This window comes from Streptomyces camelliae (genome assembly GCF_027625935.1).
Lineage (GTDB): Bacteria > Actinomycetota > Actinomycetes > Streptomycetales > Streptomycetaceae > Streptomyces > Streptomyces camelliae.
Window position 1 is genome coordinate 8305218 of the sequence record NZ_CP115300.1, and the last position, 26368, is coordinate 8331585.

Genomic DNA, 26368 nt, shown 5'->3' on the forward strand with positions numbered 1-26368 from the left:
TGCGTCCCCCGACGCCGGATCGCTCAGCTCTCGGCGCTCAGCCCTGGGTGCGCCGGACGCACTCGGTGACGACCTCGCGCAGGCTGCCCGTGCGCTCCATCAGCCGGAGCTGCTCGCGCGCGCCCGTGCCCCGGTGCAGCAGCTCGTCGACGGCCTCCTCGGCCAGGGCCGTGTCCCCGCTGTCGGCGAGCGCCTCCCCGCTGTGCTCCAGCAGGGTGCGCACCACCTCGGGCGCCGGCCGGGGCCGCATCGTCACGGGGTCGAGCAGCTCCCGGTCCAGGCCGGTGTGGGCGGCGTGCCAGGCGGCCAGCCGGAGCAGGCTCACACTGTGGTCGGGCGCCGGCCGCCCGGCCCGCCAGTCCCGGGCGGCCGTCTCCACCAGGGCGCGGGCCAGGGTGGCGAGCAGCATGGTGGTCTCGGCGCGCAGGCACACGTCCGCCACCCGGATCTCCACCGTCGGGTACTTCGCGGACAGCCGCGCGTCGAAGTACACCATCCCCTGGTCGAGGATGACCCCGCTGGCCAGCATGTCCGCCACCTGCCCGTGATAGCGCGCGGGCGAGCCGAACAACTCGGTCGGCCCCGCCGACGGACAGCGGCTCCACAGCCGGCTGCGGAAGCTGACGTACCCGGTGTCCCGGCCCTGCCAGTACGGTGAGTTGGCGCTGAGCGCGCGCAGCACGGGCAGCCACGGCCGCAGCCGGTCGAGGACGGCGACGCCCTCCTCGTCGGACTCCACCGCCACATGCGCGTGACACCCGCACACGAGCCAGTCCTGGGTGGCGATCCCGTACTGCTCCGCCATCCACCGGTAGCGGTCGTTCGGGGTGAGCGCGCCGGTGACCGGCACCGGGCAGGTGGCCAGCGCGGCGACCGCGCAGCCCACCTCGCCCGCGAGCCGGGCCGCCTCCTTGCGGGAGCGCACGACATCGGCGCCGAGGTCCGCCATGTCCGTGTGCGGACGCGTGGCGAATTCCAGCATCTGGCCGAACACCTCCAGCTGGAACAGGTCCTGCCCGGGGTCCTCCTGGACGGCCCGGGTGAGGACGGCGGCCGACAGCGCCTTCGGCTCGCCGGTGTCCGGATCGACCAGAAGAAGTTCCTCCTCCACACCGACAGTGCGCACGTGGGGCCGCCCTTCTGTTCAGGCCACGAGGGGCAGACGAGAGTCCGTACGACCCTGACTGCCCCTCGGGCGTCCGCCCGACTCCTGCGAGTTCAGGGCACGGGCGTCAACCAGACAGTGGCGAGCGGCGGCAGCGTGACCCGCACAAACCCGTCCTTTGGCCGGAAGGGAACCCCGGGGGCCCCGGCGCCGACACCGCTGCCGCCATAGCGCGTGTCGTCCGTGTTCAGGGTCTCCTGCCAGGCCGGGAAGGGATCCGGAACCCACAGGCGGTAGGCGTCGCGGACCACGGGGGAGAAGTTCGAGACCGCCAGCAGGGCGGAACCCTCGGCGTCGAACCGGAGGAACGCGAATACGTTGTCGTCCGCCGCGTCACACAGCACCCAGTGGAAACCGCCCGGATCGGTGTCCCGCTGCCACAGGGCCGGCGTCGCCCGGTACCTGGTGTTCAGGTCCCGTACGAGATCCTGGACACCCCGGTGGTCGCCCGCCGAGTGGTAGTCGTCGCCGAGCAGCCACCACTCGGGGCCGTTCGCCTCGGACCACTCCGCTCCCTGTGCGAACTCCTGCCCCATGAAGAGGAGTTGCTTGCCGGGGTGGGCCCACATGAAGCCGAGGTAGGCCCGGTGGTTCGCGCGCCGCTGCCACCAGTCGCCCGGCATCTTCGACACCAGTGCCTGCTTGCCGTGCACGACCTCGTCGTGGGAGATCGGCAGGACGTAGTTCTCGCTGTACGCGTACACCATCGAGAACGTCATCTCGTTGTGGTGGTACTTGCGGTGCACCGGCTCCTTCCGCACGTACTCCAGCGAGTCGTGCATCCAGCCCATGTTCCACTTCAGCCCGAAGCCGAGCCCGCCGCTGTCCGTCGGCCGGGTCACCCCGTCCCACGCGGTGGACTCCTCCGCGATCGTCACCACCCCCGGGCAGCGCCGGTACACCGTCGCGTTCATCTCCTGCAGGAAGGCGACCGCGTCCAGGTCCTCCCGTCCGCCGAAGACGTTCGGCTCCCACTGCCCGGAGTCCCGCGAGTAGTCCAGATAGAGCATCGAGGCGACGGCGTCCACCCGCAGCCCGTCGATGTGGAACTCCTGGCACCAGTACACGGCGTTGGCCACGAGGAAGTTGCGCACCTCGGTCCGCCCGAAGTCGAACTCGTACGTCCCCCAGTCCGGATGCTCCGCCCGCCGCCAGTCCCCGGGCTCGTACAGCGGCTCCCCGTCGAACCGGGCCAGCGCCCAGTCGTCCTTCGGGAAGTGCGCCGGCACCCAGTCCATGATCACGCCGAGCCCGGCCTGATGCAGCCTGTCCACCAGGTACTTGAAGTCGTCGGGCGAGCCGAGCCGGGGCGTCGGCGCGTAGTACGAGGTGACCTGGTAGCCCCACGACCCGCTGAACGGATGCCCCGCGACCGGCATCAGCTCCACATGGGTGAAGCCCAAGTCCTTGACATACGCGGGGAGTTCCTCAGCCAGCTGACGATATGTCAAGCCAGGTCGCCAGGAGGGCAGATGCACCTCGTACACCGAGAACGGCGCCTGGTGCACGGGCGTGTCGCCCCGGTGGGCCAGCCACTGGGCGTCGCCCCACTCGTAGCGGGACACCGCGACGACCGACGCCGTGTCCGGCGGCACCTCGGTGCACCGGGCCATCGGGTCGGCCTTGAGGAACCGGTGGCCGTGCCGGGAGGTGATCTCGAACTTGTAGCGGGCGCCCTCGCCGATCCCGGGCAGGAACAGCTCCCACACCCCGGACGCGCCGAGCGAGCGCATCGGATACTGGGTGCCGTCCCAGTAGGTGAAGTCTCCGGCCACCCGCACCCCCTGGGCGTTCGGCGCCCACACGGTGAAGCGGGTGCCGGTCACCCCCTGGTGCGTCATCGGCTCGGCGCCGAGCGCCTGCCACAGCTGCTCGTGCCGGCCCTCCCGGATCAGATGCAGATCCAGCTCGCCGAGGGCGGGCAGGAAGCGGTACGGATCGTGTACCTCCTGCTCGGTGTCGTCGTACGTCACCAGCAGGGTGTACGACTCCGGGATCTCCGGGTACGGCAGCACCGCGGCGAACAGACCGCCGCCCTCCGACCCGAGCGGGTGCCGCGTGCCGCCGGCGACGACGCTCACGGCGCGGGCGTTCGGGCGCAGCGCCCGGAACAGGGTGCCGCCCGGCACCGGGTGGGCGCCCAGCAGGGCGTGCGGATCGTGATGGGCGCCGCTGAGCAGCCGGCCGCGCTCGGCCGGGTCGAGCGCGCCGGGACGGGGGTCCTCCCGGACGGCGTCCGGGGCAGGGACGGCCTCGGCCGGCGCGGGGCCGGCCGTCTCGGGGAGCGAGGTGTCGCGCAGAGCCATGCCGTCAGCCTCCCCACACGGCGAGCCGCTTGATCGCCGCCATCGGAACCGGCAGCCAGTCCGGCCGGTGTCTCGCCTCGTACAGCACCTCGTACACCGCCCTGTCCGTCTCGTGCGCGCGCAGCAGCGCGTGCTTCTTGCGTGGATCCCAGCCCGCGCGGGCCGCGTAGCCCGCGCAGAACGCCTCCCGGCAGCGGCGCGCCCATTCGGGTCGCCAGGGGCGACGCTGCCGGGCGGCGTAGTCGAAGGAGCGCAGCATGCCCGCCACGTCCCGCACCGGGGACTGCGGGGCCCGGCGCTCGGCCAGCGGCCGGGACGGCTCGCCCTCGAAGTCGATGACGAACCAGTCGCGGCCGGCCCGCAGCACCTGTCCGAGGTGCAGATCACCGTGCACGCGCTGGGCGGACGGCCCGGCGTCGCACGTGGCGAGCGCCCCGAACGCCGCTCTGAGCCCCGGCACATAGGGCCGCAGTCCCGGTACGGCGTGCGCGGCCGCGTCCAGCCGCGCGGACATGGCCTGTGCCGTACGGCTGTTCTCGCCCGGTCCGGCCGGTCCGAACGCCTCGGCCAGTGCGAGATGCACCTCGGCCATGGCCCGGCCCAGCTCCCGGGCCTCGGCGGTGAAGTCGTCGCCCGCGGCGAGCGCGCGCAGCGCCAGCGTCCAGCCGTCGGTCGCGTCCGGCAGGAACGGCTGGAGCACCCCGAGCGTGGCCGGCCGCGGCGCGCTCGTGCCGAACCAGGCCACCGGCGCCGGCACCCGGGTGCACCCCTGGGCGGCGAGCGCCGCGGACACCTCCAGGTCCGGGTTGACGCCCGGCTGGATGCGCCGGAAGACCTTCAGGATGTACGCGTCGCCGTACACGATCGAGGAGTTGGACTGCTCCGCCTCCAGCAGGCGCGGCGGCAGCCCACCGGGCAGCGCGGCCTCGGGATCCGCCTCGAAGCGCAGCGGCCCGGCCGTGCCGGGATGCCGCAGCCGCTCCAGCAGCAGATGGGCCGAGCGCGGATCGTGCAGCGCGTCGTACACCGCGAGCCCGGCGAACGGCCCCTGCTCGGCGCGTCCGATGAACGCCCGTTCCAGCCGCGGGGCGAGATGCTCACGCAGGCCGAGCAGCAGCTGGTAGCAGTCGCCGGGCGGGGGAGTGCCGCCCGGTGTGGGCACCGGGGCGTGCGAGGCGTGCACCAGCAGATGCAGACACCCTGGGAACAGCTCGGTCACGGACAGCACCGAAAGGTCCGTGACCGGCCGGTCCTTGCCGGCGAACCAGCGCTGCCGCGGCAGCCACTCCTGCAGCAGCCCGCCCAGCGAGGCCAGGGGGTCATCGAGGTCCGCCGCGCTGCTCGGTCGGACAGTGATGGTCTTCGGCATGACGCGCGTCCTTTCCTCGGCGCCGGGCGTTCAGTGGCGGCCGATGCGGGATGCGACTCGGGTGAGCCGGAACCAGTAGAAGCCGTGCCCCTGCAGGGTGAGCAGGTACGGCAGTTCACCGATGGCGGGAAAGCGCACCCCGCCGATCAGCTCGACCGGATGCCGGCCGTCGTAGGCCCGCAGGTCGAGTTCGGTCGGCTGGGCGAACCGGGAGAAGTTGTTGACGCACAGCACGAGGTCGTCGCCGTACTCGCGCAGGAAGGCCAGGACCGCCGGGTTCGACGACTGCAGCTCGGTGAACGAGCCGAGTCCGAAGGCAGGGTTCTGCTTGCGGATCTCGATCATGCGGCGGGTCCAGTGCAGCAGCGACGACGGCGAGGACATCGCGGCCTCGACGTTGGTGACCTGGTAGCCGTAGACGGGATCCATGATGGTCGGCAGGAACAGCCGCCCCGGATCGGACGTCGAGAAGCCGGCGTTGCGGTCGGGGGTCCACTGCATGGGGGTGCGGACGGCGTCACGGTCGCCGAGCCAGATGTTGTCGCCCATGCCGATCTCGTCGCCGTAGTAGAGGATCGGCGAGCCGGGCAGGGACAGCAGCAGAGCGGTGAACAGCTCGATCTGGTTGCGGTCGTTGTCGAGGAGGGGCGCGAGGCGCCGCCGGATCCCGATGTTGGCACGCATCCGCGGGTCTTTCGCGTACTCGGCCCACATGTAGTCGCGTTCCTCGTCGGTGACCATTTCGAGGGTCAGCTCGTCGTGGTTGCGCAGGAAGATGCCCCACTGGCAATTGGAGGGAATGGCCGGGGTCTTGGCGAGGATTTCCGAGACCGGGTAGCGGGACTCGCGGCGTACGGCCATGAAGATGCGTGGCATGACGGGGAAGTGGAACGCCATGTGGCACTCGTCGCCGCCGGAGCTGTAGTCCCCGAAGTAGTCGACCACGTCCTCCGGCCACTGGTTGGCCTCCGCCAGCAGCACGGTGTCCGGGTACATCGCGTCGATCTCCTTGCGCACCCGCTTGAGGAAGGCGTGTGTGGCCGGCAGGTTCTCGCAGTTGGTGCCCTCCTCGGCGTAGAGATAGGGGACCGCGTCGAGCCGGTAGCCGTCGATGCCCAGGTCCAGCCAGAATTTCAGGGCCGCCAGGATCTCCTCCTGCACGGCCGGGTTCTCGTAGTTGAGGTCCGGCTGGTGCGAGAAGAAGCGGTGGAAGTAGTACTGGCCGCGCACCGGGTCGAAGGTCCAGTTGGAGGCCTCGGTGTCGACGAAGATGATCCGCGCGTCCTCGTAACTCTTGTCGTCGTCGGCCCACATGTAGTAATCCCCGTACGGACCGTCGGGGTTGCTGCGGGACTCCTGGAACCACGGGTGCTGGTCGCTGGTGTGGTTCATGACGAAGTCGATGATGACGCGCATGCCGCGCTGGTGGGCGGCGTCGACGAACTCCACGAAGTCGGCGAGGTCACCGAACTCCGGGAGGACGGCGGTGTAGTCGGAGACGTCGTAACCGCCGTCTCGCAAAGGGGACTTGAAGAACGGCGGCAGCCACAGGCAGTCCACGCCGAGCCACTGCAGATAGTCGAGCTTGGCGGTCAGGCCCTTCAGATCGCCGATGCCGTCGCCGTTGCTGTCCTGGAAGGAGCGGACCAGGACCTCGTAGAAGACGGCGCGTTTGAACCACTCCGGGTCCCGGTCCTTGGCGGGAGTGTCCTCGAACGTGTCGGGTACGGGTTCGTTGACGGTCATGACGCTGCGGGCCCTCCGATCTGGGGCGTCTCTCGCCCGACGTGGAGCACGTGCGCCGGCGCGCTGCCGGGCGTCAGACGCACGTAGTTGGTCCTGCCCCAGTGGTACGACTCGCCCGTCAGTTCGTCGTGTACGGACAGGGCGGCGTCCCAGTCCAGGCCGAGTTGCGGCATGTCCAACGAGACCGTGGCCTCCTGGGTGTGGTGGGGGTCGAGGTTGACGACCACGATGACCGTGTCCGTCCCCGTGCTCTTGCTGTAGGCGAGCACGGCATCGTTGTCGGTCGGGTGGAAACGGAGATCGCGCAGTTGGCGCAGGGCGGGGTGGTTGCGGCGGATGGTGTTCAGCCGGGTGATGAGCGGGGCGATGCTGCGGCCCTCGCGCTCGGCCGCCGCCCAGTCGCGGGGCCTGAGCTGGTACTTCTCGGAGTCGAGGTACTCCTCGCCGCCTTCCTTGAGCGGGGTGTTCTCGCACAGCTCGTAGCCGCTGTAGATGCCCCAGGTGGGGGAGAGGGTGGCGGCGAGCACGGCACGGACCTCGAAGGCGGGGCGGCCGCCGTGCTGGAGGTAGGCGTGCAGGATGTCCGGGGTGTTGGCGAACAGGTTGGGCCGCATGTACGCAGCCGCCTCACCCGCCAACTCACTGAGGTATTCGGTGAGTTCGTGCTTGTTGTTGCGCCAGGTGAAGTAGGTGTACGACTGCTGGAAGCCGATCTGGGCGAGGGTGTGCATCATCGCGGGGCGGGTGAAGGCCTCGGCCAGGAAGATCACGTCGGGGTCGGTGCCGTTGATCTCGGCGATGACCCGTTCCCAGAAGACGACCGGTTTGGTGTGCGGGTTGTCGACGCGGAAGATCCGCACTCCGTGGTCCATCCAGTGCCGCAGGATCCGTACGGTCTCGGCGACCAGGCCGTCCATGTCGGCGTCGAAGGCGACGGGGTAGATGTCCTGGTACTTCTTCGGCGGGTTCTCGGCGTAGGCGATCGTGCCGTCGGCCCGGTGATGGAACCACTCGGGGTGTTTCTGCACCCAGGGGTGGTCCGGCGAGCACTGCAACGCGAAGTCGAGGGCGATCTCCAGACGCGACTCCCGTGCCTCGGCGACGAAATGATCGAAGTCCTCGATCGTGCCGAGGCCGGGGTGGACGGCGTCGTGACCGCCCTCGGGAGACCCGATGGCCCAGGGCACTCCCACGTCGTCCGGACCGGCGGTGAGGGTGTTGTTGGGGCCCTTGCGGAACGTCGTACCGATCGGATGGACGGGCGGGAGATAGACGACGTCGAAGCCCATCTCCGCGATCGCCTTCAGCCGCCGCGCCGCGGTCCGGAAGGTGCCGTGCGGCTGCTCGGCGGTGCCCTCGGAGCGGGGGAAGAACTCGTACCAGGAGCCGTACAGGGCCCGCTCCCGCTCCACCAGCAACGGCATCGGATCCGACGCGGTGACCAACTCCCGCAGCGGATACTGGGCCAGGAGCGCGTCCACCTCCGGGGACAGAGCCGGCTTCAGGCGCTCGTGCACCGACCGGGAGTCGTCGCCGAGGGCGCGCGCGGCGGCCAGGACGAGGTCGCGTTCCGGGCCCTTCGGCACTCCGGCGGCTGCCCGCTCGTACAACTCGGCGCCCTCCTCCAGGACCAGCCCGGTGTCGACGCCCGCCGGGATCTTGACCGAGGCGGTGTGCCGCCAGGTCGCCACCGGGTCGGACCAGGCCTCGACGCGGAAGGTCCAGCGGCCCGTCGCGTCCGGCGTGACCTCCGCGCCCCACAGGTCGCTGCCGGGAGACAGCTCCCGCATCGGTGTCCACGGGCCACGGCGGCCCTTCGGATCGCGCAGGACCACGTTGGCACCCACGGCGTCGTGCCCTTCGCGGAACACGGTCGCCGTGACCTGGAAGGTCTCCCCGGCCACCGCCTTCGCCGGGCGCCTGCCGCACTCCACGGCCGGCCGGACGTCACGTACCGGTACACGGCCGATGGCCGGGGTCCTGCGCATGTATCTCACCTCCGCCGTGCGCGAAGCCGGGCACCGGGCCCGGCTTCGCGATCCAGGACGGGCCGACTCACGTCGGTCCCGGGGGGAACGCCTTGTACGGTGCCAGCTCAGGGGCTTGACGCCGTGGAACGCCGCTCCGGTGGCGGCGGTCTTCTCGCCTTCCGGCGACGTTTCGGCCGCCCGTTCTGCTCGCGCAGGTAGGTGACCAGGCTGGTGCGCAGATAGCGTTCGGCCGCGTCCGCCGCCTCGCGGGCGCAGCGTTTGCCCATCAGTACGCACAGCGTGTAACCCGAGTCCTCGAAGGTGGCCCGGACCGTGCGGTCGTGGGGCGAGGCGAGCATCACGCGCTCCCACGCCCGGTAACGCCGCAACTGCCGGGCCACTTCGGCCTTGGCGGGTAGCAGCATCGCCGTCTTCACCTTTCACGCTCTCGACTGGGCGCGTTCCCGACGGTCGGGTGGTGTCCGCGCACGGAAGGGCACGGCACCGTTACGGCGATCGAGGCTTTCACTTATGGTGCACGCACGACGACGCAGCGTCTTGTTGGAGCTTCAACCATGGGTGGTGTCGGGTGCTCGTGTTGCACGAATGGCGTAGTGACCGCACCGTGGAGGTGACTCAGAAGCGATCTGCCCTCACGCTGTGTGTCCGGGATCCCTCCCGGACAGGCGCGGGGAGCCAGAGCTTCGCCGGTGAGGAGCAAGCGACGATGAAGACCGCAGTGCCCTGCTACTACCACCTCGACGTGGAAGTGAGCCCGGAACGGGTGGGACAGGTCAGCCGCATCCTGGCCGCCCACCTGCGTTACTGGGACCTGGAGAATCTCACGGACCCCGTCTGCCGCGGCACCGAGCTGCTGCTGCGGGCGATCCACCAGCACGCCTCCGACAAGCACACGTCGATCGAGATGTGGTGGAACGGACAGCACCTGATCACCGCCTTCGGCGACGACGACCCCGATCTGCGCCCCGACCAGGACCTGCGGGCCTGTCTCGCGGACATCGCCGCCATGAGCGACGGCTGGGGCTGTTGCGCCTCGGACACCGGCAGCAAGATCATCTGGTTCTCGCAGCGCGCCCGCGCCGGCGAGCGCGTCCCGCTGGTGCCCCTCGCGCCCGCGCCCACCCTGCGGCAGGGCCTGGAGGTGCCGCGCGAGCTGCCGGTTACCGTGCTGGCCGCCCCGGCCGGTGCCCCGGACGACACTCTGGCCGCCACGGCGGCCGCCGGGGACGACGGGCTGGCCGCACCGGCCGCCGTTCTGGGCGACACCCTGGAGGGCAGCCGGTGACGTCCCGCACCTCCCGGTCCCGAGCAGGGCTGCCCGTGTGGAGCGGGCAGCCCTACCCGTTGGGCGCCTCGTTCGACGGGCAGGGCACCAACTTCGCGCTGTTCAGCGAGGTCGCCGAGCGCGTCGACCTGATCCTGCTGGACGACGCGGGCACCGAGACTCCCGTCCGGCTGCACGAGGTCGACGGCTTCGTCTGGCACGCCTATCTGCCCGGCATCACCCCCGGCCAGCGCTACGGCTACCGGGTGCACGGCCCCTGGCAGCCCTCCCTCGGCCACCGCTGCAACCCGGCGAAGCTGCTGCTCGACCCGTACGCCATGGCCGTGGACGGCCAGATCGACAACCACGCGTCGCTGTACGAGCGCGCCCCCGACGGCCCGGCGCCCGGCGACAGCGCCGGGCACTCCATGCTGGGCGTGGTCGCCGACCCGTACTTCGACTGGGGCGACGACCGCCCGCCCCGCACACCGTACGCGGAATCGGTCATCTACGAGGCCCACGTACGCGGCCTGACCCGCTGCCACCCGGACGTCCCCGAGCGGCTGCGCGGCACCTACGCCGGCCTCGCGCACCCCGCGGTCACCGAGCACCTGACCGGGCTCGGGGTGACCGCGGTGGAGCTGATGCCGGTCCACCAGTTCGTGCAGGACGGCGTGCTCCAGGACCGGGGTCTGGCCAACTACTGGGGCTACAACACCATCGGCTTCTTCGCCCCGCACAACGCCTACGCCGCCTTCGGCACCCGGGGCCAGCAGGTCAACGAGTTCAAGGCCATGGTGAAGGCGCTGCACGCGGCCGGCCTCGAAGTGATCCTCGATGTGGTCTACAACCACACCGCCGAGGGCAACGAGATGGGCCCGACCCTGTCCTTCCGGGGCATCGACAACGCCTCCTACTACCGCCTGGTCGACGGCGACTGGGCGCACTACTACGACACCACCGGCACCGGCAACAGCCTGCTGATGCGCCACCCGTTCGTCCTGCAGCTCATCATGGACTCGCTGCGGTACTGGGTGACCGAGATGCACGTCGACGGCTTCCGCTTCGACCTCGCGGCCACGCTGGCCCGGCAGTTCCACGAGGTGGACCGGCTGTCGGCGTTCTTCGACCTCATCCAGCAGGACCCGGTGATCAGCCGCGTCAAGCTGATCGCCGAACCCTGGGACGTGGGCGAGGGCGGCTACCAGGTGGGCAACTTCCCGCCGCTGTGGTCGGAGTGGAACGGCAAGTACCGTGACGCCGTACGGGACTTCTGGCGGGCCGAGCGCGGCTCGCTCGGCGAGTTCGCCTCCCGGCTGACCGGCTCCTCCGACCTGTACCAGCACAGCCGGCGCCGGCCGCGCGCGAGCGTCAACTTCGTCACCGCGCACGACGGTTTCACCCTGCGCGACCTCGTGTCGTACAACGACAAGCACAACGAGGCCAACGGCGAGGACAACCGGGACGGCGAGAGCCACAACCGGTCCTGGAACTGCGGGGCGGAGGGCGACACGAAGGATCCGGCCGTCCTCGAACTGCGCGCCCGCCAGCAGCGCAACCTGCTCGCGACGCTCCTGCTCTCCCAGGGCATCCCGATGCTCTGCCACGGCGACGAGTTCGGGCGCACCCAGCGCGGCAACAACAACGCCTACTGCCAGGACAACCCCATCTCCTGGGTCGACTGGGAACTCACCGGCGAACAGCGGTCGTTGACGGAGTTCACCCGGTACCTCATCGCCCTGCGCGCCGCCCATCCCGTGCTGCGCCGGCGCCGCTTCTTCCGCGGCGAGACCGCGACCAACGCCGACCAGCCACTGCCCGACCTGATGTGGCTCAGGCCCGACGCCCGCGAGATGACCGGCCGGGACTGGCAGCGGGGGGACGCGCACTCGGTCGCGGCGTTCCTCAACGGCGACGCCATCGCCGAACGCGACTCCTACGGGCGCCGGATGACCGACGACTCCTTCCTGCTCCTCGTCAACGGCTACTGGGAACCGGTCGACTTCCGCCTGCCGGGCACGATGTTCGCCCAGCGCTGGGCGACCCTGATCGACACGGCCGACCCGGACGGCATCCCGGACGAGCGCGAACACAAGGCGGGGACGAGGGTCCGGGTGGAGGCGCGGAGTCTGGTCGTGCTGTCCAGGCCGTCGCGAGGCGCCGGCTAACGCTGCCGGCGTGCCGTCACGGTGAACTGCGCCCCGTCCGCATCCCGCAGGATCGCCTCGTCCTCCTCCTCGCTCAGCACACTGCCCCCGTGCTTCTCGGCCGTGCGGGCGCAGCCCAGGACGTCCGCGACGGCGAAGTGGATCTGCCAGTGCGGCCGCACGGAGGGATCCGGTGCCGACTCCAGCGCGCCCGAGTCGATCCGCGCCACGATGTCGCCCTCGCTGCGCAGCACCACCTCACCGCCCTCGTACTCCACCTCGCAGCAGCCCGGCAGCCCGGACGCCCAGTCGAGGATCTCGCCGTAGAACATCGCGGCGTCGAAGGCGTCGCGGGTGTGCAGCCGTATGAACGTCGGTGACGCCCGCCGCCAGGCCTCCCAGTTGCCGACCAGTTCCCCCTGCCAGATCCCGAAGGTCGCCCCGTCCCGGTCGGCGAGCAGCGCGGCCCGGCCCGGCGGGAAGGACAGCGGTCCGACGGCCGCCGTACCGCCGCGCTCGCGGGCCCGGGCCACGGCCACGTCGGCGTCCGGCACGGCGAAGTACGGCGTCCAGGCCACGGCCATCTGCCACATCGCGGCGACGGCGGCGATCCCCGCCACCGGCACCCCGTCGGCCAGCGCGATCCGGAAGTGCTCACCGAGTTTGGCGCCGCGCCAGCGCCAGCCCAGGACGGCCGTGTAGAAGTCCTGGGTGGCCTTCAGGTCCCGGCTGGTCAGGCTCACCCAGCACGGGGCGCCGAAGACGGAGTGCGTGGAGATGATGTCCCGTCGGCGAGGTCCACCGTCGGCAGGGGGGTTCTGGTTCATGGCGCTCGCGTCCTGCGGTAGGGGACGGTCTGGCACCAGTGTCCACTGCGCGAGCCGTTTCGCGCTCCTTGACCTCTTTTGACCTCCTCGTGAGGAAATAGCTCTGTAACAGAGGTAATCTTCGAAGAGTGGAGGACGAGACCTTCCCGGAGGAGCTCGCGGACACGCTGGTGCGCATTCAGCGGCTGGTCCGGCGGCGCCTGCGCGGCGGGCTGAGCGTGCCCCGCCTGCGCGGTGCCGAGGTGGAGCTGCTGCGGCTGGTCGAGGCGCGGCCCGGCATCGGCATCTCGGACGCGGCCAGGGCACTGCACCTGGCGGGCAACTCCGTCTCCACCCTGGTCAACCAGCTGGTCAAGGGCGGGCAGCTGCTCCGGGAGACCGACCCGGCCGACCGCCGCGCCGCGCGCCTGCTGCTCACCGAGGCCGCCGGACAGCGGCTCGCCGACTGGCGGCGGCGCCGGGCAGAGCTGGTCGCGCGGCATGTCTCCCGGCTCGACGCGGCCGACCGGGAGGCCCTCCGCGCCGCCCTTCCGGCGCTGCGCAAGCTGGCCGTCACCCTGCACGAGGAGGCCGAGGAGCCATGACGAGCGACAGGGACAGCGACCTGGCCGGCCTGTCCGGTGTGTCCGCCGAGGGCCCGTCGGGTGCGACCGCGCAGGACCCGTCCGGCGTGTCCGCCGAAAACCTGCCCGCCGCGTCCGCCGAAACGGTGACCGAGGCCGTCACCTGCACCGCTCTCGCCTACGCGTTCGGCGACACCAAGGCCGTCGACGGGCTCGACCTGGCGGTCCGCGAGGGCGAGGTGTTCGGACTGCTCGGCCCGAACGGCGCTGGCAAGACCACCGCCATCCGCTGCATCACCACCCTGCTGCCCGTCCCCGCCGGCACGGTCCGGGTCTTCGGCCACGACGCCGCCAGGGAGCGGATGGCGGTGCGCCGCCTGCTCGGCTACGTTCCGCAGCAGCTGTCCGCCGACAGCGGGCTCACCGGCCGGGAGAACGTCACCCTGTTCGCCCGCGTCTTCGACGTGCCCCGGCGCGAGCGCGCCGCACGCGTCGCCCAGGCCCTCGCCGCCGTCGGCCTCACCGACGCCGCCGGCCGGCTCGCCGGCACCTACTCCGGCGGTATGGTCCGCCGGCTCGAACTCGCCCAGGCCCTGGTCAGCGCGCCCCGGCTGCTGATCCTCGACGAGCCCACCATCGGCCTGGACCCGATCGCCCGCACCGGCGTCTGGGAACACATCAACGCCGTCCGCGCGGCCACCGGCATGACCGTCCTGGTCACCACCCACTCCATGGACGAGGCAGACCGGTACTGCGACCGGGTCGGCCTGATGCACCGCGGCCGGATCCGCGCCCTCGGCACCCCGGCCGAGCTGCGCCAGGGCCTCGCCGAACGCCGGGGCACCGACACCCTGCCCACGCTGGAGGACGTCTTCCGCGACGTCGCCGGCAGCGGTCTCGACGACACGTCAGCAGGAGGTTTCCGCGATGTCCGCAGCACCCGCCGCACCGCGCACCGCGTCGGCTGACCGCACGGATCTGCTGCTCACCCCGCCCGTGCCCCGCGCGGGCTGGCGGCTGCTGCCCGCCCGGGTCGCCGCCCTGTGCGCGGTCGAGCTGCAGAAGCTGCGCCACGACCGCACCGAGCTGTACACGCGCGCCGTCCAGCCCGCCCTGTGGCTGCTGATCTTCGGCCAGACGTTCACCCGGATCCGGGCGATCCCCACCGGCGGTGTGCCGTACGTCGACTATCTGGCGCCCGGCATCATCGCCCAGTCCGCGATGTTCATCGCGATCTTCTACGGCATCCAGATCATCTGGGAGCGGGACGCGGGCATCCTCAACAAGCTCCTCGTCACCCCGACCCCACGCTCGGCGCTGATCACCGGCAAGGCGTTCGCGGCCGGGGTGAAGTCGCTGATCCAGGCGGTCGTCGTGATCGTGATCGCGGCCCTGCTCGGTGTCGCCCTCACCTGGAACCCGCTGAAGCTGCTCGGCGTCGCCGCCGCCGTGGTCCTCGCCGCGGTGTTCTTCTCCTGTCTGTCGATGACCATCGCGGGCATCGTCCTCAGCCGGGACCGGCTGATGGGCTTCGGGCAGGCGATCACCATGCCGCTGTTCTTCGGCTCCAACGCCCTCTACCCCGTTTCGGTGATGCCGGGCTGGCTCCAGGCCGTCAGCAAGGTCAACCCGCTGAGCTATCAAGTCGACGCCCTGCGCGGGCTGCTGCTCGGTACGCCGGCGCATCTCGGGTCCGACTTCGCGGTGCTGGCGGTGGCCGCCGCGCTCGGTGTCGCGGCCGCCTCCTCGTTGCTCGGCCGGCTGGCCCGCTGATCTTGCCGGGAACGTGATGTGCCACACGCGCGCGTACCCCGCGAAAAGGGGCCGTGAACGGATTCTTCCTGGGCAGCGCTTGATCAGCGATCAAAGCGGGCGAATCCGCTGGCCACAGCGCATTCCGCTCATTTGACAGTGCGATCGGCGCACAGATAGACAGCAGCTCTCGAAGGTCGAGAGGGGCACTGTGTACGAGCCGAACGTGGTCGGGGACTGGCACGAGTACGACGAGCATGCCGGTCTGCGGGTCCGCGTCCACCGCCTGGAGGCGGGCGAGCCGCCGCGCGGACGCGACGACGCCGCCGTGGGACTGACGTACTTCAGTGTCCGGGTGACCGTCGAGAACCGCGGTGCGCGGCAGTACTGCATCCACCTGGAGGACGGCCAGCTCGACGTCCGCGTGGGGCCGGACGGCGAGGCCGCGTTCATGGACTGGCGCAACTCCCAGTTCATCGAGGGCTTCGACGTCTATCCGCTGCGCCGGGCCACCGCCGTGCTCTACGCGGCGGCCCCCGAGGCCGCCCTCACCCACGTCGATGTGCAGGTGCAGCTGCGGGTGGAGGACGAGTGGACCGACCGCCGGCTGTGGGCCGGTGGCATCGGCGTCCAGGAGGCGCCCACCACGGCCGCCTCCACCGGCACCGCCCAGGGCAGCCTGGCCCACCAGGTCAGCGCCTTCCTGCGGGACCAGACGGAGCCGGGCACCGGCTGACCGCGCCGCCCCGGGCGTCGTACGGCGTCAGTGCGGGATGCCGTCGATGATCTCCCGGGCGCCCTGCCGGAGCAGGGCCACCGCGACCGAGGTGCCGAGGGTGGCGGGATCGAGCCGGCCGGCCCACTCGTGGGCGTTCAGCCGGGTCTTGCCGTCGGGTGTGAAGACACAGGCCCGCAGGGAGAGTTCGCCGCTGCGGTCCACGCGCGCGTACCCGGCGATGGGGCTGTTGCAGTGGCCCTGCAGCACATGCAGGAACATCCGTTCGGCCGCGGCCTCCCGGTGCGTGTCCGGGTCGCCGAGCCCGCTGACCGCGTCGATGACGTCGGTGTCGTCCTCCCGGCACTGCAGGGCGAGGATGCCCGCGCCGATCGGCGGCATCATCGTCTCCGGCGACAACACCTCGCTGATCACGTCGGTCCGCCCGATCCGTTCCAGCCCCGCCACCGCCAGCAGCAGCGCGTCCGCCTCGCCGGCGGCGAGCTTCGCCAGCCGGCTGTTGTCGTTGCCGCGGAACGGCACGCACTCCAGTTGCGGGTGAGTGGCGGCCAGTTGGGCGATCCGGCGCACCGAGGAGGTGCCGATCCGGGTGCCGGCCGGCAGCTCGTCCAGGGTGAGCCCGCCCGGGTGGATCAGCGCGTCCCGGATGTCGTCCCGCTTCAGGAACGCGGCGAAGACCGTCCCGGCGGGCAGTGGCCGGTCGGCGGGCACGTCCTTGACGCAGTGCACCGCGAGATCGGCCTGCCCAGCCAGCAGAGCCGCGTCGACCTCCTTGGTGAACGCGCCCTTGCCCTCGACCTGGGACAGATCGCCGAGCCACTTGTCGCCGGTGGTCTTCACCGGGACGACCTCGGTGCGCACCGCCGGGTGCAGCACGGCCAACTCGGCGCGGACCCGCTCGACTTGGGCCAGGGCCATGGGCGAATCGCGGGAGACGATACGGATCAGTTCGGGAACCGGCATGGCCACACGATAGACCTTCGCCGCTCAAGCCGAGGTCTCGGGCAGGTCGGCCGCCGACTCCTCCGGGGTGAGGTCCGGGCGCAGCCGCAGCCACGACGGCTGGCGCAGCAGCCCGCCCCGGGTCCGCGTGCTGTAGCTGACCTCGCCCACCAGCCGGGGCAGCACCCAGCGGGCTCCGGCGATCCGCGGCACCGGGTCGAAGGGGCACCGGCTGCTCGCGGCGGCCGCCAGCAGCCGGGCCAGCTCGGTGCGTTCCGCCTCGCTCCAGCCGGTGCCCACCCCGCCGACGTACCGCAGCCGGCCGCCCGCGGCGCGCTGGCCGACCAGCAGCGCCCCGGGCAGCCCGGTCAGCCGCCCCTTGCCGGGCAGCCAGCCGCCGACGATCACGTCCTCGGTCCGCATGTTCCGGATCTTGATCCAGGCGCGGGAGCGCACGCCGGGCTCGTACACCGAGTCCAGCCGCTTGCACACCACGCCCTCCAGCCCGTGCTCCCTGGTCGCCGCGAGCGCCTCGGCGCCGTGCCCGGTGACGGCACCGGGCACCGACCAGTACGGCCCGGCCAGCTCCAGCTCCTCCAGCCGCGTCCGCCGCTGGACGTACGGCTGCCGTACCAGGGATTCCCCCAGGTAGGGCACGTCGAACAGGACCAGGTGCACCGGCACCTCGACGGCCCGGCGCGCGGCCCGCGCGGGGGCGTGCGCGAGTCCCATCCGGCTCTGCAGCAGCTGGAAGTCGGCCCGGCCCCGCTCGTCCAGCGCCAGTACCTCGCCGTCCAGCACGGCGGGCGTGGCGCCCAGGGCGGCACCGAGCGGCCGGAGTTCGGGATAGGCGCCGGTGATGTCCTCGCCCGAACGGGCACGCAGCCGCACGCTGCCGTCGCCGGGCAGATACACCATGGCCCGCTGCCCGTCCTGCTTGGTCTCGTACGCCCACCGCGCGTCCTGGGCGGCGGGCGGCAGCCGGCCGGGCGTGGCGAGCATCGGCGCGATGAGCGGCAGGGATGCGGCGGTCACGGCTGAAGGTCTCGACCGCATGCGGCGGCCGTACGCGCCCTGGACCGTCGGTTCCCCTGAACGGGCCCGCAGCGCGCTCAGGCGTGCCGCAGATAGGCGAGCACGGCCAGCACCCGGCGGTGTCCGCTGTCGCTCGGCGGCAGGCCCAGCTTGAGGAAGACGTTGCCGATGTGCTTGCTGACGGAGCGTTCGGTGATGACGAGTGTCCGGGCGATGGTCGTGTTGTCGTGGCCCTCGGCCATCAGCCGCAGCACCTCCCGCTCGCGCGGGGTGAGCGAGTCCAGGGGAGAGCCCGCGCGGCCGGTCATCAGTTCCGTCACCACCTCGGGGTCGAGGGCCGTACCGCCGCGCGCTACCCGTTCCAGCGCGTCGAGGAACTCGTCCACACAGCCCACCCGGTCCTTCAGCAGATAGCCGACCCCGCGCGCGCCGCCGCCGAGCAGCTCGGCCGCGTACGACTCCTCGACGTACTGCGAGAGCACCAGCACCGGCAGTCCGGGCAGCCGCTCACGCGCCTCCAGTGCCGCCCGCAGGCCCTCGTCACGGAAGCTCGGCGGCATCCGGACGTCCAGGACGGCGATGTCCGGCCGCCGGCCCAGCAACGCCGGAAGAATCTCCGGGCCGCTGCCCACGACGCCGGCCACCTCGTGCCCGGCCGACGTCAGCAACAGCACCAGCCCCTCCCGGAGCAGGGCGTTGTCCTCGGCGATCACGACACGCACGGCGGTTCCTTCTCCACTCCGGCTGGGCGCCGACGGGGCTGATCAGCGGAACGAAGCCAACGGGACCGGCCCGCTCCGGGGTGGTGGGGCAGAGTCTGGCACGGGGGAGGCGGTGTTGCCCGGGGGAGGGCGAGGGGAGGGGGCCCGGAGGGCCTTCGCCCGGCTCGGCCCGGAGGGCCTTCGCCCGGCTCGGCCCGGAGGGCCTTCGCCCGGCTCGGCCCGGAGGGCCTTCGCCCGGCTCGGCCCGGAGGGCCTTCGCCCGGCTCGGCCCGGAGGGCCTTCGCCCGGCTCGGCCCGGAGGGCCTTCGCCCGGCTCGGCCCGGAGGGCCTTCGCCCGGCTCGGCCCGGAGGGCCTTCGCCCGGCTCGGCCCGGAGGGCCTTCGCCCGGCTCGGCCCGGAGGGCCTTCGCCCGGCTCGGCCCGGAGGGCCTTCGCCCGGCTCGGCCCGGAGGGCCTCGCCCCCGGGCCGAGCCCGCTGTCCTGGCTGTACCCCCGCGCTGCCCGCCTCAGGCCACCGCCTCCGCCGAGGCCTCGGCGGGCGTCGGCTCCGGGGCCGGGGCGGTCGGGCGGTGGCGGGGGAGGAAGGAGGCGAGGACGAAGGCGAGGACGGCCGCGCCCGCGCCGAGCGCCATGACGACCTTGAACCCGTTCTCGGACGGCAGTGCGTGTCCGCCGAGGCTGATCGTCATCTGCGCCAGGATCACGCCGGCGACCGCGCTGGCCACCGAGGTGCCGATGGACCGCATCAGCGTGTTGAGGCTGTTCGCGGCGGCCGTCTCCGACGGCGGGACCGCGCCCATGATGAGGGCCGGCATGGCGCCGTAGGCGAAGCCGACGCCCGCGCCGATGACGCAGGACACCAGGATCAGATGCCAGACCTCGGACATCAGCACGATGTTGAGGCCGTAGCCCGCGGCGACGATCACCGCGCCGATCATGAGGGTGACCTTCGGTCCCCTGGCCTTGGTGATGGCGGCGGAGACCGGCGCGAAGCCCATCATGACCAGGCCCTGCGGAGCCATGACCAGGCCGACGGTCAGCATCGACCTGCCCAGGCCGTAGCCCGTCTGCGTCGGCAGCTGCAGCAGCTGCGGCAGCACCAGGGACATCGCGAACATCGAGAAGCCGAACGCGATCGAGGCGAGGTTGGTGAACAGCACCTGGCGGCGGGCCGTGGTGCGCAGGTCGACCAGCGGCTGGGAGGTCCGCAGCTCGAAGAAGCCCCAGGCGCCGAGCACGACGACGGCGAGCGCGAGCAGACCGAGCGTGGTGCCGCTCGCCCAGCCCCAGTCGGCGCCCTTGGAGACGGCGAGCAGCAGCGAGACCAGGCCCACCGCGAGACCGGCGGAGCCGACCGCGTCGAAGCGGCCGCCCGAGCGCACCGTGGACTCCGGCACCAGGAGCATGACCAGCCCGAAGGCGACGACACCGAGGGCCGCGGAGGTCCAGAACAGCACATGCCAGTCGAAGTGGTCCGCGAGGAAGGCCGCGGCCGGCAGCCCGAGCGCGCCGCCGACGCCCAGCGAGGCACTCATCAGCGCCGTCGAGCCCGCCAGCTTCTCCGGCGGCAGCTCGTCGCGCATGATGCTGATGCCCAGCGGGACCACGGCGGAGGCCAGTCCCTGGAGCGTACGGCCGACGATCATCGGGACCAGCGCATCGCTGAGCGCGCAGACCACGGAACCGGCCACCAGCATCACCAGGCTGATCAGCAGCATCAGCCGCTTGCCGAACATGTCACCGATACGGCCGGCCACCGGGGTGGCCACGGCGGCGGCCAGCAGGGTCGCCGTCACCGCCCAGGCCGCGTTCGACGGGGAGGCGTTGAGGTACTTCGGCAGCTCCGGGACGATCGGGATCACCAGGGTCTGCATCAGCGAGACGGTGATACCGGCCAGGGCGAGCACCGCGACCACGGCACCCGGGCGCACCGGAGCGGATCTGCCGGCCTCGGTGGGCCGGGCGGGGGCGTCGGACATGGGACGTGCACCTTCCGAAGAGAGAACAGGAGAGGGAGAACGTGAGAACGGAGTCTTTTAAGTCAAGTGCTTGACTTACTTTAGCGAGCCGAAAAGGCACCGCACGCGGGCCCTGCCCCGGGTGGGGCGGGCCCGCACCGTAGGGTGGTCCGGCTGGACCTCGCCGCCCCGGTCGAGGACCTGGGGCGGTGCGCGGGACTGGCCGCCCCGGGGCGGTGCGCAGTCCCGGAGCGGTGGTGAGCATGGCGCGCAGGTCGGCGCGGGCCGAGCAGGTGAGCGCGACGCGGGAGGCGATCCTGACCGCGGCGGAGCGGCTGTTCGCCGAACACGGCGTGTACGCCGTCTCCAACCGTCAGGTCAGCGAGGCCGCCGGCCAGGGCAACAACGCCGCGGTCGGCTACCACTTCGGCACCAAGGCCGACCTGGTCCGCGCGGTGGCCCGGCGGCACGCCGAGGCGATCGAGACGCTCCGCGAGCGGGCGCTGGAGGCGGCCGGCGACTCCACGGACGTACGCGACTGGGTCGACTGCCTGGTCCGCCCGGTCACCGAGCATCTGGCCGGCCTGGGCAGCCCCACCTGGTACGCCCGGTTCTGCGCCCAGGTGATGACCGACCCGGCGCTGCACGAGATCATGGTCGAGGAGTCCATGGCCTCGCCGGCGCTGCGCCGGGCGATCGAGGCGCTGAACCGCGTCCTGCCCGAGCTGCCGCCCGAGGTCCGCGCCGAGCGCGGCCAGATGGTCCGGCTGCTGATCCTGCACACCTGCGCCGAGCGGGAGCGGGCCCTGGCCGAGGGCACCCCGACCCCGCGCTCCACCTGGGCGGACGCGGCCGGCGGACTCGCCGACGCGATCGTGGGGCTGTGGCTGGCCCCGGTGGGCCACGGCGCCCACTGACCCCCGCGCATCCGGCGTGCGCGCATCGGCTCACGCATCGAAGGTCACCACGACCTTCTCCGCGGCCCCCGGCGTCAGCGCCAGCCCGAAGGCGCGGCCGGCCTCGGCGAAGGGGACACGGTGGCTGATCAGCCGGGCGAAGCGCTCATGGTGTTCGATCAGCTGGGGTGTGACCTCGAAGATCTCGGTCGGGTAGCCCTGGGAGGCGATGAGGGTCAGCTCGCTGCGCAGCATGCCGCCGAGATCGATCTCGGCGCCCTTCTTCTGCACGGCGACCATGACCAGCCGGGCACCCCACCTGGCGGCACCGACGACCGTATGGAAGACGGCGGGGGCCCCGGCGGCGTCGATGTAGACGTCGGTGCCCGGCCGGGGCTGGCCGAGTGCGTTGGCGCTCCGCCCGTGCAGCTCGGTCAGCCGCGCGGCCACGTCCTCCTCGGCCGAGTTGATCACCGCGTCCGCGCCGACGGCGAGGGCGGTCTCCAGCCGGTCCGGCAGTACGTCGACCACGACCACGTGGGCCACGCCCCGCAGCTTCAGCCAGATCGCGGCGCCGAGCCCGATGGGTCCCGCGCCGAAGATCACCACCTGCTCCGACGGCTGCGCCCCGGACCGGTTGACGCAGTGCAGCGCGACCGCCATGGGCTCGTTGAGCGAGGCCACGTCGAAGGGCACGGTGTCCGGGAACACGGCCACGCTCTTGCCGGCCACGGCGTTCTCGATCAGCAGGTACTCGCTCACCCCGCCGTACCGGCCGCCGCAGCCGATGATCCCGGTGGGCGCGTCCTGCGGATTGACGACCACCCGGTCACCGGCCTTCAGGTCCGTGACCTCCGCGCCGATCTCGACGATCTCCCCGGCCGGCTCATGGCCGAGGGCCACCGGCACCAGCTCGCCGCCCAGGTGGGCCCGGGCCGGCATGCCGCCCATGTGCAGGAAGGTGACGTCGGTGCCGCAGATGCCGCAGGCGCGGACCCGTACCAGGACGTCCTTCGGCCCGGGGTGCGGACGCTCGACCTCCACCAGCTCGATCTGCCCGGGGGCGCCGGTCTGTACGGACTTCATGGTGGCCATGGGGTGTCTCGCTTTCGAGGTCGAGGTGCGGCGGAGGCGGAGGGTGCCCCCGGACCGGGGCCGGGCGGGGGGAGTGGCCCGGCGGCCGGTCCGGGGGCCGCGCCGTCCCCGTCCCCACGGGATGCGGCGCACAGGGGCGGCCTCCGCTCAAGAGCCGCCCCGGTCGGGTTCGCTTACTTGAGTTAGGCAAGCACATATGGCTTACTTGAGTCAAGCAAGTGATTGTGGATCCTCGAAGCCGAGGCGAGCGCGAGAGACAGGGTGAGTGTCATGTCCGCACCGACGTTGGAATCGCCGCGTACCGTCCCGCCGGACCCCCGGGTGCTCGACGGGGGAGAACGGCGGCGGCTCGCCCGTGGCGGCGGAGAGCACCTCCTGCTCGCCGTCGCGGACCAGGCGGCCGCCGAACTGCTCACCGTCACCCTGGAGTTGGCCGGCTATCGGGTCGCAGCCGCCGACACCGGCGCCGGTGTCGCCCGACGGCTCACCGAGCGGCCGTACCGGCTGGTCGTCGCCGACATGGACCTGCCCGGCCTGGCGGAGCTGGAGGGCGCGGGTGCCGTCGCCTACCGTCCTGCGGTGCTGTTGCTCGCCGGCTGTGACGAGCTGCCCGGACTCGTGCCCCGGCTCGGCGCGGTCGAGCGGGACTGCGTCACCAAGCCCGTCCGGATCGCCGAGGTGCTTGCCCGGATCCAGGTGCTGCTGCGCGGCACCGGGGTGCCCGAGGACACCCGGCCCCGGGCGGCTGCCCTGCACTACGCCGACCTGGTCCTGGACGACGTGACCTGCCGGGCCCGCCGGGGTGGCCGGGTGCTCGATCTGACCCCGGCCGAGTACCGGCTGCTGCGCCACCTCCTCGTCAACGCCCGCACCGTGCTCTCCAAGGAGCGGATCAGCCGGCATGTGTGGGGTGAGTTCCGCGGTGACAACGCCATCGAGCAACTCGTCTCGCGGCTGCGGCGCAAAGTGGACCGGGAGGGGCCGGCGCTGATCCACACACGCCGGGGCTTCGGCTACCGGCTCGGCGGGACGTCGTAACACCTCAAGTGTTCTTGATTACGCATGGGTTGATGCGCACCCCTCTCCTGGTGTGTGGCCTGTGTCACGTCAGGTTGCTGTCAGGGGACGGACCGGTGGCGGTCAGGCTGCTCTGTTTGCATGTGCTCATCCCGGAGCCCCCACCACCGAGGAGCGTCATGACCGACAGCCTCGCCGGAGCCGCCCCGCACGCGGCCGGCCCGGTTCCCGAGTTCCCGATGCCGAGGGCGGCCCGCTGCCCGTTCGACCCGCCGCCCGCCCTCGCCGAGCTGCAGCGGCAGGGCCCGCTGGCCAAGGTGCGCCAGTGGGACGGCAGCGAGTCCTGGCTCGTCACCCGCTACGCCGAACAACGCGCCCTGCTCGGCGACCCCCGGGTGAGCGCCGACCCCGACCGGCCCGGCTACCCGACGAAGGCGAGCCCGGCCGCGGGCGAGGGCAAGCTCAGCTTCATCATGATGGACGACCCCGAACACGCCCGGCTGCGCCGGATGGTGACGGCCCCGTTCGCCGTCAAACGGGTCGAGGCACTGCGGCCCACGGTCCAGCGCATCGTCGACGGCCTGATCGACGACCTGCTGGCCGGCTCCGGACCGGCCGACCTCGTGGAGTCCTTCGCGCTGCCCATCCCCTCCCTGGTCATCTGCGCCCTGCTCGGCGTGCCCTACGACGACCACGCCTTCTTCCAGGACCACACCAGGACCATGGTCCACCGCGAGGCCACGCCCGAACAGCGCGGCGAGGCGAGCCGCGAGGTCGCCGGCTACCTCGCCGGGCTGATCGGTGCCCGCCTCGACCAGCCCGCGGACGACCTGCTCTCGGCTCTCGCCGGGCGCGTCACCGCCGGCGAGCTGACCCACCAGCAGGCGACCGAGATGGCGCTCCTGCTGCTCATCGCGGGCCACGAGACCACCGCCAACATGATCGCCCTCGGCACCCTCGCCCTCCTCCAGCACCCCGAGCAGCTGGCCCTGTTGCGCGAGAAGAGCGACGATCCGGCGTTCGTCGCCGGAGCCGTCGAGGAGCTGCTGCGCTATCTGCACATCACCCACCTCGGCCGGCGCCGGGCGGTGACCGAGGACATCGAGATCGCGGGCCAGGTGATCAAGGCCGGCGAGGGTCTGATCATGGTCAACGAGATCGGCAACCGGGACCCCGCGGCCTTCCCCGACCCCGACCGCCTCGACCTCACCCGGGACGCCCGCCGCCATGTCGCCTTCGGCTTCGGCGTCCACCAGTGCCTCGGCCAGCCCCTGGCCCGCATGGAACTCCAGGTCGTCTACGGCACCCTCTACCGCCGCATCCCCACCCTGAGGCTCGCCGGTGCCCTTCGGGACGTCCCCTTCAAACACGACGCGTTCATCTACGGCGTCCACGAACTCCCGGTCACCTGGTGACCGTTCACCCCCGAAGCAGCGAGGAGAAGACCATGCGTGTGGAACTGGACGAGCCCAGGTGCGTCGCCTCGGGACAGTGCGTCATGGCCGCCCCCGAGGTGTTCGACCAGCGCGACGAGGACGGCATCGCCTTCCTGCTCGACGAGACACCCGGCGCGGACGTGCTGGACGGCGTCCGCGAGGCCGTCGCCGTCTGCCCGGCCGCCGCGATCCGTCTGGTGGAGCGGTGAACCGGATCGTCGTCGTGGGCGCCTCGGCCGCGGGACTCGCCGCGGCCGAGACGCTCCGCCGCGAGGGGTACGACGGCACGCTCACCCTCGTCGGCGACGAACCCCGCCCGCCGTACGACCGTCCACCGCTGTCCAAACAGGTGCTGGCCGCCGAGTGGCCGCCGGAACGGATACGGCTGCGCCCTCCCGCCGATCTCGCCGCCCTCCGCCTGGACCTCCGACTCGGCGTCGCCGCACAGGAGTTGGACACGAGCGGCCGCACGGTGCGGCTGGCCGACGGCTCGGCACTGCCGTACGACGGGCTGATCGTGGCCACCGGCGTACGGCCCCGCCGGCTGCCGGGCACGGGCGCGCACGTGCTGCGCACCCTGGACGACGCCCTGGCCCTGCGCGACCGGCTCGGCCCCGGCCGGCATCTGGTCGTGGTCGGCGCCGGGTTCCTGGGCGCGGAGGCCGCCGCTGTCGCACGCGGCCTCGGCACCCGGGTGACCCTGCTGGAGCCGGCCCCGGTGCCGCTCGCCCACGCCGTCGGCGCTCAGGTGGGGCACCTGCTGGCCCGCGTGCACCGGGAGCGGGGCGTGGACCTGCGGACCGGGATCACCGTGACGGAGACGGCCGAGGACGGCGTGCGGCTCGCGGACGGCACCGGGATCGAGGCCGACGCGGTCCTGGTCGCCGTCGGCTCGCTGCCGAACACCGAGTGGCTGGCCGGCAGCGGGCTCACCGTCGCCGACGGGCTGGTGTGCGACACGTACTGCGAAGCCGCACCCGGGATCTACGGCGCCGGGGACGTGGCCCGCTGGCAGCATCCGCTGTTCGGCACCCGCATCCGGATCGAGCACCGCACCCACGCCGCCGAGCAGGGCATGGCCGCGGCCCGCAACCTGCTCAACTCCGAGGCCCGCAAGCCGTTCGCACCGGTGCCGTACTTCTGGTCCGACCAGTACGAGCTGAAGATCCAGGCGTACGGGGTGCTGCGCGGGCATGACGAGGTCGCCGTACTGGAGGGCGGCGCGACGGAGGGGCGCCTGCTGGCCGTGTACCGCACCGGCGACCGGCTCGTCGGAGCCCTCATGGTCGGCATGCCGCCGAAGGCGATCCGCCCATGGCGTCAGGCGATCGCGGCAGGGGCGCCTTGGCGAGAAGCAGTGGGCTAGCGACCCGAAGGGCGCGGGGCCGTATCGGTATATGCG

General features: G+C 72.1%; 23 protein-coding genes. 11 read left to right on the forward strand and 12 right to left on the reverse strand.

The genetic code is table 11. The features are described from left to right. Window positions 1-37: 37 nt before the first annotated feature. The 6 genes from O1G22_RS38100 to O1G22_RS38125 all read right to left on the reverse strand — a co-directional run bounded on the left by O1G22_RS38100 (window position 38) and on the right by O1G22_RS38125 (window position 8981). Window positions 38-1126 carry a glutamate--cysteine ligase 2 gene (locus O1G22_RS38100; RefSeq protein WP_270085478.1) on the reverse strand — a complete coding sequence of 363 codons (1089 nt, stop codon included), beginning with the start codon at window positions 1124-1126 and terminating at the stop codon, window positions 38-40. 92 nt (window positions 1127-1218) lie between these two features. After that, window positions 1219-3471, reverse strand: a complete 2253-nt coding sequence (glgB, locus tag O1G22_RS38105) for a 1,4-alpha-glucan branching enzyme (protein ID WP_270085479.1) — start codon at window positions 3469-3471, stop codon at window positions 1219-1221. A gap of 4 nt (window positions 3472-3475) precedes the next feature. Continuing rightward, window positions 3476-4840: a maltokinase N-terminal cap-like domain-containing protein gene (locus O1G22_RS38110; protein WP_270085480.1), complete on the reverse strand. Its 1365-nt coding sequence runs from the start codon at window positions 4838-4840 to the stop codon at window positions 3476-3478. A gap of 30 nt (window positions 4841-4870) precedes the next feature. Further along, window positions 4871-6586 (reverse strand): maltose alpha-D-glucosyltransferase, encoded by a 1716-nt coding sequence (treS, locus tag O1G22_RS38115; RefSeq protein WP_270085481.1) that lies wholly within the window; start codon window positions 6584-6586, stop codon window positions 4871-4873. Continuing rightward, on the reverse strand, window positions 6583-8574 hold the full coding sequence (locus O1G22_RS38120; protein WP_270085482.1) for an alpha-1,4-glucan--maltose-1-phosphate maltosyltransferase: 1992 nt from the start codon (window positions 8572-8574) through the stop codon (window positions 6583-6585). The genes treS and O1G22_RS38120 overlap by 4 nt, the downstream gene beginning before the upstream one ends. A gap of 107 nt (window positions 8575-8681) precedes the next feature. After that, window positions 8682-8981, reverse strand: a complete 300-nt coding sequence (locus O1G22_RS38125; protein WP_225094942.1) for a DUF5133 domain-containing protein — start codon at window positions 8979-8981, stop codon at window positions 8682-8684. Between the two features lie 302 nt (window positions 8982-9283). Here O1G22_RS38125 and O1G22_RS38130 point away from each other — a divergent pair, with 302 nt between their 5' ends. Further along, complete coding sequence (locus tag O1G22_RS38130) at window positions 9284-9862, forward strand: pep a2 (RefSeq protein ID WP_270085483.1); 579 nt, start codon at window positions 9284-9286, stop codon at window positions 9860-9862. Beyond that, on the forward strand, window positions 9859-12009 hold the full coding sequence (gene glgX, locus O1G22_RS38135) for a glycogen debranching protein GlgX (RefSeq protein ID WP_270085484.1): 2151 nt from the start codon (window positions 9859-9861) through the stop codon (window positions 12007-12009). Before O1G22_RS38130 ends, glgX begins: the two co-directional genes overlap by 4 nt. On the opposite strand, the gene O1G22_RS38140 is transcribed toward glgX, so the two are convergent. Next, a complete protein-coding gene (locus O1G22_RS38140; protein ID WP_270085485.1) occupies window positions 12006-12815 on the reverse strand; it encodes a VOC family protein in 810 nt (269 codons plus the stop codon). The genes glgX and O1G22_RS38140 overlap by 4 nt on opposite strands. Before the next feature lie 128 nt (window positions 12816-12943). On the opposite strand from O1G22_RS38140, the gene O1G22_RS38145 reads away from it, so the two are divergent. From O1G22_RS38145 to O1G22_RS38160, 4 genes are all read left to right on the forward strand, one after another. Next, window positions 12944-13399, forward strand: a complete 456-nt coding sequence (locus O1G22_RS38145) for a MarR family winged helix-turn-helix transcriptional regulator (RefSeq protein WP_225094938.1) — start codon at window positions 12944-12946, stop codon at window positions 13397-13399. Then, window positions 13396-14346, forward strand: a complete 951-nt coding sequence (locus O1G22_RS38150) for an ABC transporter ATP-binding protein (protein ID WP_428986443.1) — start codon at window positions 13396-13398, stop codon at window positions 14344-14346. Before O1G22_RS38145 ends, O1G22_RS38150 begins: the two co-directional genes overlap by 4 nt. Further along, window positions 14306-15151 carry an ABC transporter permease gene (locus O1G22_RS38155; RefSeq protein WP_270085486.1) on the forward strand — a complete coding sequence of 282 codons (846 nt, stop codon included), beginning with the start codon at window positions 14306-14308 and terminating at the stop codon, window positions 15149-15151. The genes O1G22_RS38150 and O1G22_RS38155 overlap by 41 nt, the downstream gene beginning before the upstream one ends. 190 nt (window positions 15152-15341) lie before the next feature. After that, on the forward strand, window positions 15342-15866 hold the full coding sequence (locus O1G22_RS38160) for a hypothetical protein (RefSeq protein ID WP_270085487.1): 525 nt from the start codon (window positions 15342-15344) through the stop codon (window positions 15864-15866). A gap of 27 nt (window positions 15867-15893) precedes the next feature. Here the strand turns inward: O1G22_RS38160 and hemC are convergent, their stop codons facing one another. From hemC to O1G22_RS38180, 4 genes are all read right to left on the reverse strand, one after another. Then, window positions 15894-16835 (reverse strand): hydroxymethylbilane synthase, encoded by a 942-nt coding sequence (gene hemC / locus O1G22_RS38165; RefSeq protein WP_270085488.1) that lies wholly within the window; start codon window positions 16833-16835, stop codon window positions 15894-15896. A gap of 18 nt (window positions 16836-16853) precedes the next feature. After that, window positions 16854-17810 carry a non-homologous end-joining DNA ligase gene (gene ligD / locus O1G22_RS38170; protein ID WP_487416694.1) on the reverse strand — a complete coding sequence of 319 codons (957 nt, stop codon included), beginning with the start codon at window positions 17808-17810 and terminating at the stop codon, window positions 16854-16856. A 110-nt stretch (window positions 17811-17920) separates the two neighbouring features. Continuing rightward, window positions 17921-18565, reverse strand: a complete 645-nt coding sequence (locus O1G22_RS38175) for a LuxR C-terminal-related transcriptional regulator (RefSeq protein WP_270085490.1) — start codon at window positions 18563-18565, stop codon at window positions 17921-17923. 505 nt (window positions 18566-19070) lie between these two features. Continuing rightward, window positions 19071-20543, reverse strand: coding sequence for an MFS transporter (locus O1G22_RS38180; protein WP_270085491.1), 1473 nt, complete (start codon window positions 20541-20543; stop codon window positions 19071-19073). A gap of 242 nt (window positions 20544-20785) precedes the next feature. On the opposite strand from O1G22_RS38180, the gene O1G22_RS38185 reads away from it, so the two are divergent. Continuing rightward, the gene (locus tag O1G22_RS38185; protein ID WP_270085492.1) at window positions 20786-21439 is read left to right on the forward strand and encodes a TetR/AcrR family transcriptional regulator; all 654 of its coding nucleotides are present in this window, start codon (window positions 20786-20788) and stop codon (window positions 21437-21439) included. Window positions 21440-21469: 30 nt separating this feature from the next. Here the strand turns inward: O1G22_RS38185 and O1G22_RS38190 are convergent, their stop codons facing one another. Then, entirely contained in the window at window positions 21470-22513 is a 1044-nt protein-coding gene (locus O1G22_RS38190; protein ID WP_270085493.1) for a zinc-dependent alcohol dehydrogenase, read from the reverse strand. A 270-nt stretch (window positions 22514-22783) separates the two neighbouring features. Between O1G22_RS38190 and O1G22_RS38195 the strand changes: the two genes are divergently transcribed. From O1G22_RS38195 to O1G22_RS38210, 4 genes are all read left to right on the forward strand, one after another. Further along, window positions 22784-23551 carry a response regulator transcription factor gene (locus O1G22_RS38195; protein WP_270085494.1) on the forward strand — a complete coding sequence of 256 codons (768 nt, stop codon included), beginning with the start codon at window positions 22784-22786 and terminating at the stop codon, window positions 23549-23551. A 158-nt stretch (window positions 23552-23709) separates the two neighbouring features. Then, window positions 23710-24945, forward strand: coding sequence for a cytochrome P450 (locus O1G22_RS38200; protein ID WP_270085495.1), 1236 nt, complete (start codon window positions 23710-23712; stop codon window positions 24943-24945). Window positions 24946-24977: 32 nt separating this feature from the next. Next, window positions 24978-25175, forward strand: coding sequence for a ferredoxin (locus O1G22_RS38205; protein ID WP_270085496.1), 198 nt, complete (start codon window positions 24978-24980; stop codon window positions 25173-25175). Then, on the forward strand, window positions 25172-26332 hold the full coding sequence (locus O1G22_RS38210; RefSeq protein ID WP_270085497.1) for an NAD(P)/FAD-dependent oxidoreductase: 1161 nt from the start codon (window positions 25172-25174) through the stop codon (window positions 26330-26332). Before O1G22_RS38205 ends, O1G22_RS38210 begins: the two co-directional genes overlap by 4 nt. Window positions 26333-26368 lie beyond the last annotated feature (36 nt).

Excerpts from the sequence above, each read along its gene's own strand:
- O1G22_RS38125 (WP_225094942.1), bottom strand. The coding sequence starts at position 8,981 with ATGCTGCTACCCGCCAAGGCCGAAGTGGCCCGGCAGTTGCGGCGTTAC.
- O1G22_RS38150 (WP_428986443.1), top strand. The coding sequence starts at position 13,396 with ATGACGAGCGACAGGGACAGCGACCTGGCCGGCCTGTCCGGTGTGTCC.
- O1G22_RS38110 (WP_270085480.1), bottom strand. The coding sequence starts at position 4,840 with ATGCCGAAGACCATCACTGTCCGACCGAGCAGCGCGGCGGACCTCGAT.
- O1G22_RS38195 (WP_270085494.1), top strand. The coding sequence starts at position 22,784 with ATGTCCGCACCGACGTTGGAATCGCCGCGTACCGTCCCGCCGGACCCC.
- O1G22_RS38180 (WP_270085491.1), bottom strand. The coding sequence starts at position 20,543 with ATGTCCGACGCCCCCGCCCGGCCCACCGAGGCCGGCAGATCCGCTCCG.
- O1G22_RS38185 (WP_270085492.1), top strand. The coding sequence starts at position 20,786 with ATGGCGCGCAGGTCGGCGCGGGCCGAGCAGGTGAGCGCGACGCGGGAG.
- glgB (WP_270085479.1), bottom strand. The coding sequence starts at position 3,471 with ATGGCTCTGCGCGACACCTCGCTCCCCGAGACGGCCGGCCCCGCGCCG.
- O1G22_RS38130 (WP_270085483.1), top strand. The coding sequence starts at position 9,284 with ATGAAGACCGCAGTGCCCTGCTACTACCACCTCGACGTGGAAGTGAGC.
- O1G22_RS38120 (WP_270085482.1), bottom strand. The coding sequence starts at position 8,574 with ATGCGCAGGACCCCGGCCATCGGCCGTGTACCGGTACGTGACGTCCGG.
- ligD (WP_487416694.1), bottom strand. The coding sequence starts at position 17,810 with ATGCTCGCCACGCCCGGCCGGCTGCCGCCCGCCGCCCAGGACGCGCGG.
- O1G22_RS38190 (WP_270085493.1), bottom strand. The coding sequence starts at position 22,513 with ATGGCCACCATGAAGTCCGTACAGACCGGCGCCCCCGGGCAGATCGAG.
- O1G22_RS38140 (WP_270085485.1), bottom strand. The coding sequence starts at position 12,815 with ATGAACCAGAACCCCCCTGCCGACGGTGGACCTCGCCGACGGGACATC.
- O1G22_RS38155 (WP_270085486.1), top strand. The coding sequence starts at position 14,306 with ATGTCCGCAGCACCCGCCGCACCGCGCACCGCGTCGGCTGACCGCACG.
- O1G22_RS38205 (WP_270085496.1), top strand. The coding sequence starts at position 24,978 with ATGCGTGTGGAACTGGACGAGCCCAGGTGCGTCGCCTCGGGACAGTGC.
- O1G22_RS38200 (WP_270085495.1), top strand. The coding sequence starts at position 23,710 with ATGACCGACAGCCTCGCCGGAGCCGCCCCGCACGCGGCCGGCCCGGTT.
- treS (WP_270085481.1), bottom strand. The coding sequence starts at position 6,586 with ATGACCGTCAACGAACCCGTACCCGACACGTTCGAGGACACTCCCGCC.